General features: G+C 71.6%; 14 protein-coding genes. 10 read left to right on the top strand and 4 right to left on the bottom strand.

Translation table 11 applies throughout. The features are described from left to right. Window positions 1–7 precede the first annotated feature (7 nt). Window positions 8–1,351 (top strand): exo-beta-N-acetylmuramidase NamZ family protein, encoded by a 1,344-nt coding sequence (locus CFK41_RS14000; protein WP_096800223.1) that lies wholly within the window; start codon window positions 8–10, stop codon window positions 1,349–1,351. A gap of 13 nt (window positions 1,352–1,364) precedes the next feature. Then, on the top strand, window positions 1,365–3,113 hold the full coding sequence (locus CFK41_RS13995) for a glycoside hydrolase family 3 protein (protein ID WP_096800222.1): 1,749 nt from the start codon (window positions 1,365–1,367) through the stop codon (window positions 3,111–3,113). A 13-nt stretch (window positions 3,114–3,126) separates the two neighbouring features. Here CFK41_RS13995 and CFK41_RS13990 read toward each other — a convergent pair whose 3' ends face one another. Then, on the bottom strand, window positions 3,127–4,362 hold the full coding sequence (locus tag CFK41_RS13990; protein WP_096800221.1) for an MFS transporter: 1,236 nt from the start codon (window positions 4,360–4,362) through the stop codon (window positions 3,127–3,129). A gap of 126 nt (window positions 4,363–4,488) precedes the next feature. Here CFK41_RS13990 and CFK41_RS13985 point away from each other — a divergent pair, with 126 nt between their 5' ends. From CFK41_RS13985 to CFK41_RS13970, 4 genes are read left to right on the top strand one after another with little or no spacing between them, the layout of a single operon-like run. Then, window positions 4,489–5,073, top strand: a complete 585-nt coding sequence (locus tag CFK41_RS13985) for a helix-turn-helix domain-containing protein (protein ID WP_096800220.1) — start codon at window positions 4,489–4,491, stop codon at window positions 5,071–5,073. Window positions 5,074–5,090: 17 nt separating this feature from the next. Further along, window positions 5,091–6,167 (top strand): mandelate racemase/muconate lactonizing enzyme family protein, encoded by a 1,077-nt coding sequence (locus CFK41_RS13980; protein WP_096801099.1) that lies wholly within the window; start codon window positions 5,091–5,093, stop codon window positions 6,165–6,167. Beyond that, window positions 6,167–7,057: a family 43 glycosylhydrolase gene (locus CFK41_RS13975; protein WP_169928821.1), complete on the top strand. Its 891-nt coding sequence runs from the start codon at window positions 6,167–6,169 to the stop codon at window positions 7,055–7,057. Before CFK41_RS13980 ends, CFK41_RS13975 begins: the two co-directional genes overlap by 1 nt. Before the next feature lie 60 nt (window positions 7,058–7,117). Further along, window positions 7,118–7,525, top strand: a complete 408-nt coding sequence (locus tag CFK41_RS13970) for a GNAT family N-acetyltransferase (RefSeq protein WP_096800218.1) — start codon at window positions 7,118–7,120, stop codon at window positions 7,523–7,525. A gap of 14 nt (window positions 7,526–7,539) precedes the next feature. Here the strand turns inward: CFK41_RS13970 and CFK41_RS13965 are convergent, their stop codons facing one another. From CFK41_RS13965 to CFK41_RS13955, 3 genes are read right to left on the bottom strand one after another with little or no spacing between them, the layout of a single operon-like run. After that, window positions 7,540–8,418 carry a carbohydrate ABC transporter permease gene (locus tag CFK41_RS13965; protein ID WP_096800217.1) on the bottom strand — a complete coding sequence of 293 codons (879 nt, stop codon included), beginning with the start codon at window positions 8,416–8,418 and terminating at the stop codon, window positions 7,540–7,542. Further along, window positions 8,408–9,364, bottom strand: coding sequence for a carbohydrate ABC transporter permease (locus CFK41_RS13960; RefSeq protein ID WP_096800216.1), 957 nt, complete (start codon window positions 9,362–9,364; stop codon window positions 8,408–8,410). The genes CFK41_RS13965 and CFK41_RS13960 overlap by 11 nt, the downstream gene beginning before the upstream one ends. Continuing rightward, a complete protein-coding gene (locus CFK41_RS13955; RefSeq protein WP_151904763.1) occupies window positions 9,361–10,680 on the bottom strand; it encodes an ABC transporter substrate-binding protein in 1,320 nt (439 codons plus the stop codon). Before CFK41_RS13955 ends, CFK41_RS13960 begins: the two co-directional genes overlap by 4 nt. A gap of 302 nt (window positions 10,681–10,982) precedes the next feature. On the opposite strand from CFK41_RS13955, the gene CFK41_RS13950 reads away from it, so the two are divergent. The 4 genes from CFK41_RS13950 to CFK41_RS13935 are packed head-to-tail and all read left to right on the top strand — an operon-like array spanning window position 10,983 to window position 15,792. After that, window positions 10,983–12,125, top strand: a complete 1,143-nt coding sequence (locus CFK41_RS13950; RefSeq protein WP_227873091.1) for a glycoside hydrolase family 172 protein — start codon at window positions 10,983–10,985, stop codon at window positions 12,123–12,125. A 31-nt stretch (window positions 12,126–12,156) separates the two neighbouring features. After that, window positions 12,157–13,806: a fucose isomerase gene (locus tag CFK41_RS13945; RefSeq protein ID WP_096800214.1), complete on the top strand. Its 1,650-nt coding sequence runs from the start codon at window positions 12,157–12,159 to the stop codon at window positions 13,804–13,806. A 37-nt stretch (window positions 13,807–13,843) separates the two neighbouring features. Next, a complete protein-coding gene (locus CFK41_RS13940; RefSeq protein ID WP_169928820.1) occupies window positions 13,844–14,854 on the top strand; it encodes a LacI family DNA-binding transcriptional regulator in 1,011 nt (336 codons plus the stop codon). Next, on the top strand, window positions 14,851–15,792 hold the full coding sequence (locus tag CFK41_RS13935; RefSeq protein WP_096800212.1) for a phosphotransferase: 942 nt from the start codon (window positions 14,851–14,853) through the stop codon (window positions 15,790–15,792). Before CFK41_RS13940 ends, CFK41_RS13935 begins: the two co-directional genes overlap by 4 nt. Window positions 15,793–15,921: the final 129 nt, after the last annotated feature.

Below are 15,921 nucleotides of genomic sequence, written 5' to 3'. Positions count from 1 at the left end.
GCACCCCGTGAACCACCACAAGGCACCATCCCGCCAGCCCGCCCGCCCCGGACGCCGCCGCGTCCTCGCCGGTCTGGGCGCCCTTCCCGCCGGAGCGGTCCTCGCGACCGCGGGCGCCGCGCACGCCGCCCCGGGCGATCGGGGCAAGGGCGGCGACCACGGCACGGGCGACTTCCGCCTGGGCCTGGAGAACCTCCTGGAGCCCGACACCCTGGAGACGCTGCGCGGAGCGCGCGTCGGCCTGATCACGAACCCCACCGGCACCGACCGCGAGCTGCGCTCCACCATCGACCTGCTCGTCGAGGCGCAGGAGGCCGGCGGCTTCACGATGTCCGCGCTGTTCGGCCCCGAGCACGGGGTGCGCGGCGCGGAGCCCGCCGGAGGATCCGTGGGCGACTACATCGACGGCAGGACAGGCCTCCCGGTGCGCTCCCTCTACGGGACCACGCAGAAGCCCACCCCGGAGATGCTCGCCGACGTGGACGTGCTGATCTTCGACATCCAGGACATCGGCACCCGCTTCTACACCTACATCTGGACGCTCTACTACGCGATGGAGGCCGCCGGCGAGAACGACAAGCGGTTCCTCGTGCTGGACCGCCCGAACCCGCTGGGCACCGACATCGAGGGCTTCGTGCTCGAGCCCGAGCTCTCGAGCTTCGTGGGCCTGCGCGAGATCCCCCAGACCCACGGCCTCACCGTGGGCGAGCTGGCCCGCCTGTTCAACGGCGAGTTCCTCGACGGCGCCGTCTCGCTCGAGGTCATCCCCATGAGCGGCTACGACCCCGAGGACCCCGCCGCCGCCGGGCTGCCGTGGGTGATGCCCTCCCCGAACATCCCCACCGCGGACATAGCCGTGGTCTACGCCGGCACCGGCCTCATCGAGTCCCTGAACATCTCCGAGGGCCGCGGCACCACCACCCCGTTCCTGTGGTTCGGTGCCCCGTTCATCACCGAGGAGCATGTGGACGCGCTCATCACCGCCCTGCAGGACGCGGACCTCCCGGGGGTGCTCTATCGGCCGATGTTCGCCACCCCCACCACCTCCAAGCACGCCGGTGCCTTCTGCGGCGGCCTGCAGCTGCACGTCACCGATGCCCGCGCCTACGAGCCCGTGCGCACCGGTATCCACGTCCTGGCCGCCCTGCTGCGCACCGTCGAGGAGGTGGACTGGCGCGAGGGCGAGGACTGCCGCGCCGAGGCGGACGTCTGCTGGATCGACAAGCTCTCCGGCACGAAGCGCACCCGCGCGATGCTCGAGGCCGGCGACGACCCCGAGACCATCGTCGAGGCCTGGCGCAAGGAGTCCCGGCGCTTCTCCTCGACCACCCGCAGCTACCGCCTCTACTGAGCAGGAGCACACCATGACCACCCCTCTCAGCCGTCGCGCCTTCACCGCGACCGCGCTCGGCGGCCTCGGCGCCGCCCTCTCCGTGCCCGCCGTCGCCCAGGCGAAGGGCCCGGCCGGGGACTCCCGCCTCGAGGAGCTGCTCGCGGGCATGACCCTCGAGCAGAAGATCGGCCAGCTCTTCGTGGCCGTCGGCTACGGCTCCCGCGCGGATCAGCCCCACGCCTCGAACACCTCGACCACGGGCGTGGACACCATCGCGGAGATCGTCCGCACCCACCACGTGGGTGGGCTGATCCTCTTCGCGTGGAGCGAGAACCTCGAGGACGTCGAGCAGGTCGCGACCCTCGCCAACGACGCCCAGGACGCCGCCCTCGAGGCCGGCGGGATCCCGCTCGTGATCAGCGCCGACGAGGAGCGCGGCGTGGTCACCCGCCTGCCCGCCCCCGCCACGGCCCTGCCCGGGCAGATGGCGCTCGGCGCCACCGGCTCCCACTCCCACGCCCGCAAGGCAGGGGAGATCGTGGGTGTCGAGATGCGCGCCGCAGGGCTCCATCAGGCCTTCTCCCCGGTGGCGGACGTCAACGTCGAGGCGCAGAACCCCGTCATCGGGGTGCGCAGCCTGGGCGCGGACCCGCAGGCGGTCGCCCGGCTCGCGGCCGCCCAGATCACGGGCATGCAGGGCGCGGACTGCTCCTCCGCGGCCAAGCACTTCCCGGGCCACGGCGACACCGCCACCGACTCCCACATCGGGCTGCCGGTCATCGACCACACCCGCGAGGAGATCGAGGCGCTGGACCTCCCGCCCTTCGTGGCGGCGATCGAGGAGGGCGTGGACGCGATCATGACCGCGCACATCGTGGTGCCCGCGCTGGACGACTCCGGCGTGCCCGCGACCCTCTCGCGCCCGATCCTCACGGGCCTGCTGCGGGAGGAGCTCGGCTACGACGGCGTCGTGGTCACCGACTCCCTCGCGATGGAGGGCGTGCGCACCCTGTTCGGCGACGACCGGGTCCCGGTCGAGGCGATCCTCGCCGGCGCCGACCAGATGCTCATGCCGCCGGACCTCGTGGTCGCGATCGGCGGCGTGCGCGATGCCGTCGCGGCCGGCGAGATCACCGAGGAGCGTCTGGACGAGTCGGTGCGCCGCATCCTCGCCCAGAAGCTGAGGCGGGGCCTGTTCGACGGCGTGCACGTGGACCCCGCCGCGGCGGCCTCCGCGATCGGCACGGAGCGCTCGGTCGCGACCGCCCAGCGGATCGCGGACGACGCGATCACGCTGATCGCCGACGACGCGGACGCCGTCCCGCTCGCCCCCGGCACCTCGGTGCTGGTCACCGGATCCGGCACCGCGGCGAAGCTCGAGGTGCTCTCCGGGGCGCTCAGCGAGCTGGGCCTGCCGGCCACGGCCCTCGTGGGGGCGACCCCGGAGCAGGCGGCCGCCTCGGCGCAGGACGTCGACGCGGTGCTCGTGCTCACCTCGGCCTCCGGGTTCCGCACCCCGGCCTCACAGGTGGCGCTGGTCCGGGCGCTCGTGGAGACCGGCAGGCCCGTGGTGCATGCGGCGCTGCGCAACCCCTACGACGTGGTGCACGTGGGGGAGGTCGCCGCCTCGCTCGCGACCTACGGCAACGCGGACGCCTCGCTGCGGGGGCTCGCGAAGGTCCTCGCCGGCGAGGTGAAGGCGAAGGGCGTCCTGCCCGTCCCGATCCCGGAGTCCGATGGCACCGGGGAGGCGTACCCGCTGGGGCACGGGCTGCGCTGAGCGCCGCGGAGGCTCAGCCGAGCGGCACGCGTGCGGGGTCGTACCCCTCGTGCGCGCGCCGCTCGGCGGCCTCCCGGGCCAGGCGGCGGCGCCGCGCCGCGACCCAGCCCGCCGTGAACACGACACCGGTCACCAGCAGCACCGCGGTCATCAGCGCGATCACCACCAGGAAGGTGGTCTGCAGGCTCGCCAGGGACAGCAGCGCGCTGGAGGTGATGATCCCGAGCGCGTTGGCGGTGCGCAGCTGGGCGAACACCTCGGCCCGATGCGCGGGGGCCACGAGGTGGTCGAGCACGAGGGAGTAGTAGGTGGCCAGGGGCGCCAGCACGGCACCGACCAGCACAGCGCCGACCACGGTCGCGGCCACGGAGTGCCCGAAGCCCACCGCCGCGACGCCGAGCGCGGTCACGGCGAGCCAGGCGAGGACGGTGCGCCGCCGCGGCATCCGGTTGTGGATGCTCACCCAGATCCCTCCGAGGATCGAGGTCACGCAGATCGCGACGGGGAAGAGCACGCCCCAGGCGGCCGGCATGCCGAAGCCCACGGCGAGGGGCACCGCACCGATCTCGATCGCGGCGATCGATCCGGCGCTCGCCCCGCCGCACACCAGCCACAGCAGGATCATCGGGCTCAGGCGCAGCCGGGTGCGACGCTCCTCGGGGCCGGGCGCGGTGGCGGTCGCCACGCGGGGGAGCAGCAGCATCGGCCCCGCGCCGAGCACCACCATCGCCCAGACCGCGGCCTGCGGCGACCAGCTGCCGAGCGCCGCGGCGAGCACCGGGGAGCTCACGAAGGTGACCTCGTTGAGGGTCGCGGCGACGCCCAGGGCGCGCGGCAGGCGGCCGACGGGCACGAGGTGGTTCAGCACGGCGCGCAGGTTCCCGTAGGCGGCGCCGTTGACCAGTCCGGCGAGGGCCGCCCCGGCCACGACCAGCGGGAAGGGGGCGCCCAGCCCTGCGAGGACGGCGATCCCCACCAGGGCGAGGGTGCGCAGGCCGATGAGCACCCGCAGGAAGGGGATCGGCGGGAAGCGGCGCCCCAGGCGGGTGATCGGCAGGGCGCCGAGCACCTGCGCGATCGTCATCGCGAGCATCATCGCCGCGCCGCTCGAGGCATCGCCGGTCAGCGGCAGGGCGATGAGGGAGAAGGCGATCGGCGCCGCGGCCTGCGGCATCGCGAAGGTGCCGTAGGAGCCGAACCAGCGCAGCAGGGCCCTGTCAGGTCGGGCGAGTGCGGTGCGTCCAGCCATGGGGACCTCCTTCAAGGCGGGGGCGATGTCTCCACTGCGCAACATAGTGCGCACTCGATGGGTTGCGCAATATAGTTCCCATCACCTGCCGCTAGGCTTCGACCCACGCACTGGGAGGAGACCGGCATGAGCGGTGGGATGCGCCCTGCGGTGGTCGAGCAGCTCGGCGACCGCATCCGGGCCGCGAGGCAGGAGCAGGACCTCAGCGTCGGCGCGCTCGCCGAGCTCAGCGAGGTCTCGCGCCGCATGCTCACCCAGATCGAGCTCGGCCAGGCGAACCCCTCCGTCGCGACCCTCGACCGTGTCGCGGCGGGACTGGGCACCACCTTCGCCGCCCTCATGGGTGTGGGGGCCGACGACGCCCCGGACGGCGTGGAGATCTGGTCGACCGACGGCGGCAGCTGGGCCGTGCTGCTGGACGCGGTGGACACCGAGGCCGTCTCCGTGGAGACCTGGAAGTGGAAGCTGCTGGGGGAGGACGTCTACGAGGGCGGGGCCGGAGTGCCGATCCCCGGGATCATGCTCCACGTCATCGAGGGCGCGCTCGAGATCGTCACCGACTCGGGGGTGCAGGTGATCGAGGCCGGCGGCTCCGGCCGCACCGTCACCGCAGGGGGCTACTCGTACCGCGCCCGCGAGGGCCAGGCGGCCGTGTTCTTCTCCGTCGCGCTGCTCTCGCGCTCCGCCGCCCCCTCGACACGGACGGTGTGAGCGGCAAGGCTGAGGCCATGACCGGCACCCACCGCCTCATCGAGGTGACCTCCGCACCGCTGCGCAGCCGATACCCGCGCACCATCGGCCGCAACGCCCGCCTCGGCGCCCACGGCGACGGCCCCACCGCGCTCGCCGTGAGCGTCCGCACCGACTCGGGCGCGACGGGCTGGGGCATGTACGAGGGGCCCGAGCCCGATCTGCAGGCCTGCGTGGGCCGCCCGCTCGAGGAGATCTTCGACGCCGGGTCCGGGGTGCTCGACCCCGCCGCGCTGCCGCTCGACGTCGCGCTGCACGACCTCGCCGGCCACCTCCTGGACCAGCCCGTCCATCAGATGCTCGGCGATCACGGACCTGCCGAGGTGGCCTGCTACTCCGGCGCGATCTACTTCGACGACCTCGATCCGGACGATGCGCCGCGCGGGATCGAGGGCGTGCTCTCCGCCTGCGAGGCCGACCGCCGCGCCGGCTACCGCGGCCTGAAGCTCAAGATCGGTCGCGGCAACCGCTGGATGGCGCCCGAGGAGGGCTTCGCCCGCGACCTCGAGGTGGTCCGCGCCGTGCGGGAGGCGCACCCGGACCTGCGCCTCCTGGTCGACATGAACGACGGCTACACCCCGGAGCGGACCGTGCGCTTCCTCGAGGAGACCGCGGACTGCGACCTGTTCTGGATCGAGGAGCCCTTCGCCGAGCAGGCCGACGGCCTGCGCCGCGTGCGCGAGCACCTGCTGGCGGCGGGCTCCGGGGTGCTGGTGGCCGATGGGGAGTTCGACCCCGACGCGGACGCGGTGCTCGAGCTCGCCGCTGAGGGCCTGCTCGACGTGCTGCTCATGGATGTGCTCTCCTTCGGCTTCACCGCCTGGCGGCAGCTGATGCCCCGGGTGCGGGAGCTCGGGGTGCTCGCCTCCCCGCACGCCTGGGGCCATCCGCTGAAGACCCTCTACGCCGCCCAGCTCGCCGCCGGTCTCGGCGGCGTCCCCGTGGTCGAGGGCGTGCCGGGCACGACCGACGGCGTCGACACCTCCGCCTACCGGCTCGAGGAGGGGAGGCTCGTGCTGCCGAGCAGTCCCGGGTTCGGTCTCGTCCGGCGATAGTGCCGAGACGAGAGGAAGGGTCGACCCATGCCCGTCCGCCTGATCCCCGGCGCCAAGCGCCGCCTGCTCGACGCCCCCCCCCGTCGGCCGCCGAGCCCTGGTACATCAACGACCACACCCTGATCCGTGCGTCCGACGGTCGCTGGCACGTCTTCGGGATCTGGCACCCCGAGCCGGCGGATCCCCTGGATGAGAAGGTCTTCCTCCACGCCTCGGCCGCGGACCTCGACGGCTCGGACTGGACCATCCACGATCCGGTGCTCTCCGCGCGGACCGAGCTCGGCGAGACGCACGTGTGGGCCCCTCACGTGGTCCGGCATCAGGGCCGCTGCTGGATGTTCTACGCCGGCGGCACCGCAGACCACACCGCCTATCGGATGACGGTCGCGACCAGCGATGACCTGTTCGCCTGGACCCCGCACGAGCAGATCCTCTTCGAGGACGGCTTCGACGCGCGCGACCCGATGGTGCTCCACGACGGCGAGCGCTGGCTCCTGTACTACACGCGCAACGCCGCTCCCGAGGGCGGCTTCCACCAGGTGGGTGTCCGCACCAGCGAGGACCTGCTGACCTGGTCCGAGCCGGAGGTCGCGTACCAGTCGACCGTCTCGGGAACCGTCGGCGGTCCCACGGAATCCCCCTTCGTGGTGCGGGCGGGGGAGGGCTGGATCCTCTTCGTCTGCGAATCGACCCAGTACGACCGCACCCTGGCCTACTTCTCGACGGACCCGCGCCGCTTCGAGGACTCCGGCCGGATCGAGGTGGACCTCGACGAGCACTGCGCCGAGATCGTGGGCGACCCGGCGGACGGGCGCGTGCGGATCACCGGCGGCGGCTGGGGCCGCGGCGGGCTCACCATCCGGGAGCTGCAGATCCAGCCCGGCCCCTGAGGGCGCACCGAACCACGGGAAACCCGCGCACGGAGCGCCGACTCCCGGCACACTGTCGGAATGGACCCGCACCCGCCGCTCCGATTCGCCTGGCGCGAGGAGATCATCGACCGCGAGGTCTCCGCGCTGCACGCGGCGGCCTTCGGCGGCGACGGCGGGCTCGAGCCCTGGGCGGAGCGGCTCGAGCACTACTCCCTCGGCTGGGTCACCGCCCGCCGCGGCGAGGAGCTGGTGGGCTTCTGCAACGTCATCACCGACGGCGGGCGCCACGCCTTCCTGCTGGACGTCATCGTCGGCCCCGGCCACCAGGGCACGGGCATCGGCCGCTCCCTGGTGCTCCACGCGATCGAGCGGTGCCGGGCCAGCCACGTCGAGTGGCTGCACGTCGACTTCGAGGCCGACCTCGGCGACTTCTACATGGCCGATGGCCTCTTCCGGCGCACCACCGCGGGAATCCTGAGGATATGAGCGATCCGCCGGGTCTACTTCAGCCCGGAGGTCTTGATCGAGGCGACGATCTGCTTCTGGAAGACGAAGAAGATCGCGAGCGTCGGCAGAGCCGCGACGGTCGAGGCCGCCAGGATGTAGTTCCAGTCCGCCGCGTACTGCTGCTGGAAGCTCTGGATGCCGAGCTGGACCACCCGCAGCCGGGGATCCGACGTGACCGTCATCGGCCAGACGAACGAGTTCCAGTTCGCGAGGAAGAAGAACACCGCCAGCGCTGACAGGATGGGCCGGGACAGCGGCAGGACGATCCGCCAGTAGATGGTCCAGTACGACGCCCCGTCCACGAGGGCGGCCTCCTCCAGCTCGTCCGGCAGCGAGATGTAGAACTGCCGCAGCAGGAAGATCCCGAAGGCGTTGAAGATCGCGGGGACGATGAGGCCCGCGTAGTTGTCCACCATTCCCAGAGTGCGCACGATGATGAAGGTCGGGATGATGGTCACTGGAGCGCTGACCAGCATCGTCGCGAAGATCGCGAGGAAGATCCGCTCGCGGCCCGGGAAGTCCAGCCGCGCCAGCGCGTAGGCCGCCATCGAGTGGAACCACAGCGCGAGCACGGTGATGGCGCTCGAGATGAAGAAGCTGTTGAACAGGTAGCGGGCGAAGGGGACCTGGGAGAACACGTACACGTAGTTCTCGAAGGTCACCGTCGACGGGATGAGCGACGGCGAGTTGACCTCCTCCGGAGTCTTCACCGAGCCCATCACCATCCAGACCAGCGGGAAGACGGTCAGCAGAGCCAGCACCACCCCGATGGCGAGGAGCCCCCAGCGGCCGGGGCGCCGCCGTCGCCGGGGGCGAAGCTGGGAGGACCCGGCGCCGGTGGTCGGCGCAAGAGCAGTGGTGTCAGTCGTCATGGGTGAACCGTCCTCCTCGGGTCACGACGAACATCGCCGCGGAGATGATCAGCAGCACCGCCACCAGGACGGAGCCGATGGCGGCCGCGTAGCCCAGATCGCCGAACAGGAAGGCCTGCTGGTAGATGTAGAAGATCAGCAGCGACGTGGAGTTCGCCGGACCGCCGTTGGTCAGGACGAAGATCATGTCCAGGCCGCCGGTGACCACCGCGACCATCGAGGTCAGAAGCACGAAGAAGCTGGTCGGCGCCAGCAGCGGGAGCGTGATCCGGCGGAACCTGGCCCAGGGGCGGGCCCCGTCGATCCGGGCCGCCTCATACAGCTCGCCGGGGATGTCCTGCAGCCCGGCCAGGAAGATGATCATGTAATAGCCCATCTGCAGCCAGATCGTCACGACGATCACCGTGCCGAGGGCGAAACGGGGGTCGCCGAGGAACGAGATGCCGTCCAGCCGGATCCAGGCCAGCGCCGCCGCGACCACGCCGGTGCGGTCGGTGAGCATGAACTGCCAGACCATCGAGACGACGACGATCGAGACCACGTAGGGCATGAACAGGGCGCTGCGGATCCAGCCGACGGTGGGGAACTTCTGCTGCACGAGCAGCGCGAGGCCCAGGCCGGTGACGAAGATGAGCGGGACGAGCACGACGAGGTAGATGAGGGTGACGCGAGCGCTGTTCCAGAACTGGGGGTCCTGGGCCATGCGCACGTAGTTGTCGACGCCGATGAAGTCGACGTTGCCGAATCCGTCGATCCAGAAGAACCCGAGGACCACGGACAGCAGCATCGGCAGTGCGACGAAGACGATCAGCCCGAGCGCGTCCGGGGCCAGGAACAGCAGCGCCGCTCGGGTCTCCCGCTGTCGTCGGCCGAGGGGCTGCGGGCGGGTCGGCTCGGACCTCTCGGTCGCCGGTCGTGGTGCGGTCGTCGTGGCCTGAGTGCTCATATCAGGCTCCCTCCTCGATAGGTCTCCAGGTATCCCTCGAGCGAAGCCTGCGCGCGCTCCGCCTCCTCGGCGGGGTCCGCACCGGCCAGCTGGACGGCCTGCAGGGCATCGGAGACCGCCTTGTAGACCACCGGCGGGAAGCGCGGCTCGGCGCGACCGGTGGGGAGGATGTCCTCCCTGAACACCCGGTACCGTTCGTCGTCGAAGGCGTTCTCCGCATCGAGGGCGGCGTCGACGGAGGCCCTGGCGGGCATGTTGCCCTTGATCGTGGGGCTGTTCCACGCCGCGTTGTGCGCGATGGACTGCTCGTCCATGCTGCCCAGGACGCTGACGACGAACCTCGCCGCCGCCTCCGGATCGCGCCCGCGAGCATTGACGCACCACGCCCATCCGCCGAGCGCGGTGACCTTCTCGCCGCCCGGGGGTGGCGGGAGCGGCATCACGCCGAAGCTCTTGTCCGGGGCGTTGAGCAGCAGGTTCTGGACGTCCCAGACCCCCGTCTGCCAGAAGGCGGCGAACTGGGAGGAGAACGCCCCGACGATGTCGCCGTTGGCGGGTCGCGTGCGCGGCGTCGCGCCGCTGGCGATGGCGCGGCCGTACAGGTCCAGGGCTGCCCGCGGACCGTCGGCGTCGAAGATCGGAGCCTGCGACCCGGGGTCGATGACGTCACCGCCGGTCTGCCAGAGCCATGGGTAGAAGGTGAAGTTCTGGTAGTAGCCGGGATCGACGTCCAGCACCAGGCCGGTCTGGTTCCCCGTGCTGAGCCGGGCTCCCAGATCCAGGAGCTGCTCCCAGTCCGCAGGGAGATCTCCTTGGGAGATGCCGGCGGACTCCAGGAGATCCGGATCGTAGAACAGCGCCAGGGGCTCCTGTTCCATGGGGAGGCCGTAGATCCCGTCGCCGTTCCGTCGGGTCGCCAGCGCCTGCGGGAAGTAGTCGTCGATCGCCTCCTGCTCCATGTGAGGGGCGAGGTCCTGGAGCACTCCGCCGTTGGCATAGCGCAGGTAGTCGCCGGGGGAGATGAGGAAGATGTCCGGTCCATCGCCGGAGGCGAAGGCGACCGGCATGCGCTGGTTCATCTGGTCGCCCGTCATGTACACGGGTTCGATCTGGCGCGGGTTCGCGGAGTTCCACCGCCGGATCGCGGTCGCGAACCAGTCGGACTGGGCCACGAGGTTCGGGTCCTGCTGGGGCGCCGGGCTGTAGAAGTTCCAGAAGCTGAGCGGGGCGTCGTCGCCCGAACCTGTGCCGCAGGAGCTCAGCAGCCCGGTGCCGACGGCGGCCGCGGAACCTCCGAGCAGCCGGCGTCTGGACAACCCGGGGGAGTGGTGGGGATGGTGGGGTCGGAGCCGCACGGCGGAGCCTCCTGAGGGGACACGTCGATGTGTGAACGAACGGAGTAATCGTTTCCTCGGAACCGTAGGCGGTGCGCTGCAGTCCGTCAACGGGGTTCGGGAAGTCTTTGTCGGCTTCTCCCGAAAATGCTTGTCAGGGGTAATTGACGATAGAGGTGGGCGGCCCTATCGTCTGAGTAAACGTTTTCGCACCGTGGCGAACTCCGGACGTGCCGACCGTGCCGTCCACGCCGGTTCCCCACCATGACTCCAGGGAGTGCCCCGTGAACCGACCTGTCAGCCTGCCGCGTGCCCACGCCGGCCTCGCCGCGCTCCGCCCGGTGCAGACCCGCTCCATCAGTCCCGAGAACTTCGACGGCTCGGTCTCCGGCGGCGGCCGCGCCACCGAGGGCACCGGGGCCCGCGAGGCCCGCGATCTCGGCCAGGGCTGGAAGGTCTCGCCGAGCGTCGACGTGAAGGCGGGGGAGACCTTCACCCTCGCCGACATCGACAGCGCGGGAGTGATCACCCACGTGTGGATCACCACCCATACCGACCACTGGCGTCAGCTGGTGCTGCGCGCCTACTGGGACGGGGCGGAGGAGCCGGCGGTCGAGGTGCCCTACGGCGACTTCTTCGCGAACGGCTGGGGTGTGTTCGCCCAGGTGACCTCCCAGATGGTCGCCGCGAACCCGCACGGCGGCTTCAACTCCTACTGGCCGATGCCCTTCCGCGAAGGGGCCCGCCTCACCCTCGAGAACACCTCCGATCAGGACGCCCGCGTCTACTACCAGGTGACCTACGAGCTGGGCGGCGACCACAGCGAGGACGCCTACTTCCACGCCCAGTGGCGTCGGTCGAACCCGCTGGACGAGGCGACGCCGCACGTGCTCCTCGACGGGATCGAGGGGCAGGGGCAGTACGTCGGCACCTACCTGGCCTGGGGAGTGAACTCCAACGGCTGGTGGGGCGAGGGCGAGATCAAGTTCTACATGGACGAGGACCAGCCCGAGGGCGGGTTCCCCACCATCGCCGGGACCGGGACCGAGGACTACTTCGGCGGCGCCTGGAACTTCGACGTCCCCGGAGAGGGGTACACCGCCTTCTCCACGCCGTACCTCGGCATGCCGCAGGTGATCCGGCCCGACGGGCTGTACGTCTCCCAGCAGCGCTTCGGGATGTACCGCTGGCACGTGGCCGATCCGATCCACTTCAGCACCGGCCTGCCCCGCGTCGACATCCAGGCGCTGGGGTGGAGGAGCGCGGGGCGGTACCTGCTGCTGCGCGACGACATCGCCTCGACCGCGATGTTCTACCTCGATCGCCCCACGGCGGCGCGGCCCCCCGCGCCCACCTTCGACGCGATGGAGATCCATCTCGGCCGCGGAGCCGGCCCGCACAGCCCCGCCGGCCCCGCCCGCGCCTGACCCGAGCACGCCACGACCAGGGAGCACCCCGATGACCATCACCTACCGGCTGCCCGACGTCCGCGAGCAGCTCCCGGCCCCGGAGCGGACCGCCTTCCTCATCCCCAGCGGTGACCTGCGCGAGAGCGCCAACGTCCCCGCCTGGCCGTACCAGCAGGAGCTCGAGCGGATCGTCGGCGAGGTCGTCGGCGCGGCCGGGTGGAGCGTGCGGCGCGCCTTCGACGAGGACGCCGAGCGCGGGCACGGCTTCATCCGCTCCCAGCGGATGGGCATCGAGGTGTTCAAGGAGATCCCGCCCGAGGCCCCGCTGATCGTGGCCACCGCGAACTGGCAGTACAGCCACCACGTACTAGCCGGGCTGCGCACCCATCGCGGACCGATCCTCACCCTGGCGAACTTCGCCCCCGAATGGCCGGGCCTGGTGGGCCTGCTGAACCTCAACGGCGGGCTGACGAAGATGGGCCGCGAGTACTCCACGCTGTGGACCGTGGACGGCACCGACCAGTGGTTCCGCGACGGGATCGCCACCTGGCTCGGAACCGGCGCCGTCGAGCACGACGACGCCCACGTGCGCGCGCTCCCGTCCCTGCCCAGCACCGCCGAGGTCGAGCTGGGCCATGCGCTCGCCGACCAGCTCATGGCGGACAAGGCCATCATCGGCGTGTTCGACGAGGGCTGCATGGGCATGTACAACGCGATCATCGACGACGAGATGCTCAACCCTCTGGGCATCTACAAGGAGCGGCTCTCCCAGTCCGCGCTGTGGGCGGAGATGCAGGAGGTCGACGACGAGGAGGCCGACGCCGTCGGCGCCTGGCTGCGGGAGGCCGGGATGACCTTCCGGCTCGGCACCGACGAGGCCACCGAGCTCACCGAGACCCAGCTGCGGTGGCAGTACAAGATGTACGTCGCCGCCCTGCGGATCAGCGACGACTACGGACTGGACGCCGTGGGCATCCAGTACCAGCAGGGCCTGAAGGACGTGTGCCCCGCCTCCGACCTGGTCGAGGGCCTGCTCAACAACGTGCAGCGACCGCCGGTCACCAGCCGCGACGGCTCCCGCGTGCTCTGGGAGGACCACGCGCTGCCGAACTTCAACGAGGTCGACGAGGGCGTCGCGGTCGACGCCCTGGTCACCCACCGGGTCTGGGACGCGATGGGCATGGACCCCGCCACCACGCTGCACGACGTGCGCTGGGGCGAGGAGTTCGAGGGGACGTACGTCTGGGTCTACGAGATCTCCGGCTCGGTGCCGCCCAGCCACTTCGCCGACGGCTACGCCGACGCCGAGGGATGGCGGCAGGGCCCCGAGTTCTTCCCGGCCGGCGGCTCGACCATCAACGGCGTCTCCAAGCCCGGCGAGATCGTCTGGTCCCGCGTCTACGTGCAGGACGGCTCGCTGCACGTGGACCTGGGCCGCGGCAGCGTCGTCGAGCTGCCCGAGGAGGAGACCCGTCGGCGCAAGGAGGCGACCAACCCCGAATGGCCGATCGCCCACGTGGTCCTGCACGGCGTGAGCCGTGACCAGTTCATGGGCAGGCACAAGGCCAACCATGCCCAGCTCGTCTACGCTGACGACTCCGACGCGGCCGACCGGGCGCTGACCGCGAAGGCCGCGCTGTTCCACCGCCTCGGGGTGGGCGTCCACCTGTGCGGCGATGCGACGATCGTCGGATCCTGAGCGGAGCAGGTCCACAGAGCGGAACGAGGGGCAGCCCATGGTGTCAGCACGGCCCACGATCATGGACGTCGCCCGCACGGCCGGCGTCTCCTCGGCGACGGTCTCCCGCGTCATCAACGGCGCGACCACCGTCGACAAGGAGCTCAGCCGACGGGTGCAGGCCGCGGTCCGGTCCACGGGCTACGTGCCCAACGCCCTGGGCCGCTCGCTGCGCCGCGGCGGCACCTCCCAGATCGCGGTGGTCGCCCCGGACGCGGAGAACCCGTACTTCACCCAGATCATCAGCGAGGTGGAGCGGATCGCCCGCGACCAGAACCACTCGGTGACGGTCGCCCACACCGAGGACGATCTCGCCGTCGAGCAGGCGTGTTTCGCGCAGCTGGTCAGCCGTCGCGTCTCCGGGGTGCTGCTGGTCCCGGTGGACGGCGTCCGCACCGATCTGCGACCGCTCACCGATGCCGGGATCCCGGTGGTGCTGGTGGACCGCGGCATCGACGGCGCCGACACCGACGTGGTCGCCACCGACAACCTCGACGCGGGTCGCCAGGCGGCCCGCCACCTGCACGAGCGAGGCTTCCGCGCCCCGGTGGTGATCGCCGGGCCGGCCGCGCTGCGCACCACCGAGGACCGCGCCGACGGCTTTCTCGCCGCCTGGCGCGACCTCGGGGTCGAGACCGGTCCCACGGCCCTCCGGCGCGGCGACCTGCACCTCGAGTCCGGCCGCGCCGTCATGGAGGAGCTGCTGGCCGAGGGCCTTGCCGACTGCGTCTACGTCACCAACAACCGCATGTCCGCCGGGGCCTTCGAGGCGATCCGCGGCGTCGAGGGGGCACCCGCGCTGCTCGCCACCGACGACGACCTGTGGACCCGACTGGTCACCCCGTCGGTCTCCGTCATCCATCAGGCGGTGCGCGCCACCAGCCGGGCCGCCGCCCGCAAGCTCGCCCAGCGGATGGCCAGCCCCGACGAGGAGCCCTCGATCACCCTGCTGCGCTCCCGCATCATCGAACGGGAGTCGACCCGGCCCGCAGGGGACCCGGCCCCATGACCCACCGCCTCACCTGGGCCGACCTGCCCACTTCGGTGCATCGACGTCTCGAGCTGCTGCTCGGCGGTCCGGTCACCCGCCTCCGCTCGTGCAGCGGCGGCTTCTCCCGCAGCTCCGCGGAGATCATCGAGGCCGCCTCGGGCCGCGCCCTTTTCGTCAAGGCGGTGCGGAAGCAGGACAACCCCGGAGCGATGCAGCTGAACCGGTCCGAGGCCGCGGCGCTCGCCCGCATCCCGTCGGCCGCCCCGGTGCCCGCCCTCGTCGACGCCTTCCCCAACGGGGACTGGTTCGTGCTGGTCACCGAGGTGGGCCGGGGCGCGATGCCGGAGGAGCCGTGGACCGCGGGCGACCTCTCGGCGGTGCTCGCCGCGCTCGACGAGCTCCAGGCCTCCGCCACGCCGTGCCCGGTGCCCGATCTGCCCGGCGTGACGGACACCCTCGGCGAGGACATGCTGGGCTTCGACCGCATCGCCGCCGATCCGCCGGCGGACCTCGACCCCTGGATCGCCGCGCATCTCGACGCGCTGCGGGCCGCCGCCCGGCGGGGCATCGATGCTCTCGACGGCGACACCCTGTGCCACTCCGACCTGCGCGCGGACAACATCCTCCTCGCCGACGACGGCAGGGTCAGCCTCGTCGACTGGGCATGGGCCTCCCGCGGCAGCCGCACCGCCGACGCCCTGCAGCTGCTCTCCTCGATCGAGGACCCCGACGGAGCGCTCGAGGTGGACCGGCACGTGGACGAGCTCCTGGTGCGCCACGGGAGGCCGCTCGGCGAGGGCACGGACGTGCTCGCCGGGATCCTCGCCTTCTTCGCCGACGCGGCCCGGCACCCGCACGTCCCGGCGATGCCGCTGCTCGGCGAGCACCGTCGGCGTCGGCGCGACGCGCTCCTGACGCTGGTGCGTCGGCGCTGGGAGCGCACCATCGCGGCCTGACCGGGCCCCGCTGAGACGCCTGGTCACGAACAGGTCACGGCCCCTCCTGGCCGCGCGCGGACCGGAACCCGCCGCCTACGGTGCGGCTGTCCCCGGGCAGATCCTCCTCACACTGCCCTCCCGTGATCG

Source organism: Brachybacterium ginsengisoli, assembly GCF_002407065.1.
Lineage (GTDB): Bacteria > Actinomycetota > Actinomycetes > Actinomycetales > Dermabacteraceae > Brachybacterium > Brachybacterium ginsengisoli.
The sequence above is the reverse complement of the archived record's forward strand: the minus strand, read 5'-3'. Positions and strand labels throughout refer to the sequence as shown.

Bases quoted from the DNA above. Each gene is read 5' to 3' on its own strand.
- CFK41_RS13940 (WP_169928820.1), top strand. From the start codon at position 13,844: ATGGTGTCAGCACGGCCCACGATCATGGACGTCGCCCGCACGGCCGGC.
- CFK41_RS13980 (WP_096801099.1), top strand. From the start codon at position 5,091: ATGACCGGCACCCACCGCCTCATCGAGGTGACCTCCGCACCGCTGCGC.
- CFK41_RS13965 (WP_096800217.1), bottom strand. From the start codon at position 8,418: ATGACGACTGACACCACTGCTCTTGCGCCGACCACCGGCGCCGGGTCC.
- CFK41_RS13995 (WP_096800222.1), top strand. From the start codon at position 1,365: ATGACCACCCCTCTCAGCCGTCGCGCCTTCACCGCGACCGCGCTCGGC.
- CFK41_RS13985 (WP_096800220.1), top strand. From the start codon at position 4,489: ATGAGCGGTGGGATGCGCCCTGCGGTGGTCGAGCAGCTCGGCGACCGC.
- CFK41_RS13935 (WP_096800212.1), top strand. From the start codon at position 14,851: ATGACCCACCGCCTCACCTGGGCCGACCTGCCCACTTCGGTGCATCGA.
- CFK41_RS13960 (WP_096800216.1), bottom strand. From the start codon at position 9,364: ATGAGCACTCAGGCCACGACGACCGCACCACGACCGGCGACCGAGAGG.
- CFK41_RS13970 (WP_096800218.1), top strand. From the start codon at position 7,118: ATGGACCCGCACCCGCCGCTCCGATTCGCCTGGCGCGAGGAGATCATC.
- CFK41_RS13990 (WP_096800221.1), bottom strand. From the start codon at position 4,362: ATGGCTGGACGCACCGCACTCGCCCGACCTGACAGGGCCCTGCTGCGC.
- CFK41_RS13945 (WP_096800214.1), top strand. From the start codon at position 12,157: ATGACCATCACCTACCGGCTGCCCGACGTCCGCGAGCAGCTCCCGGCC.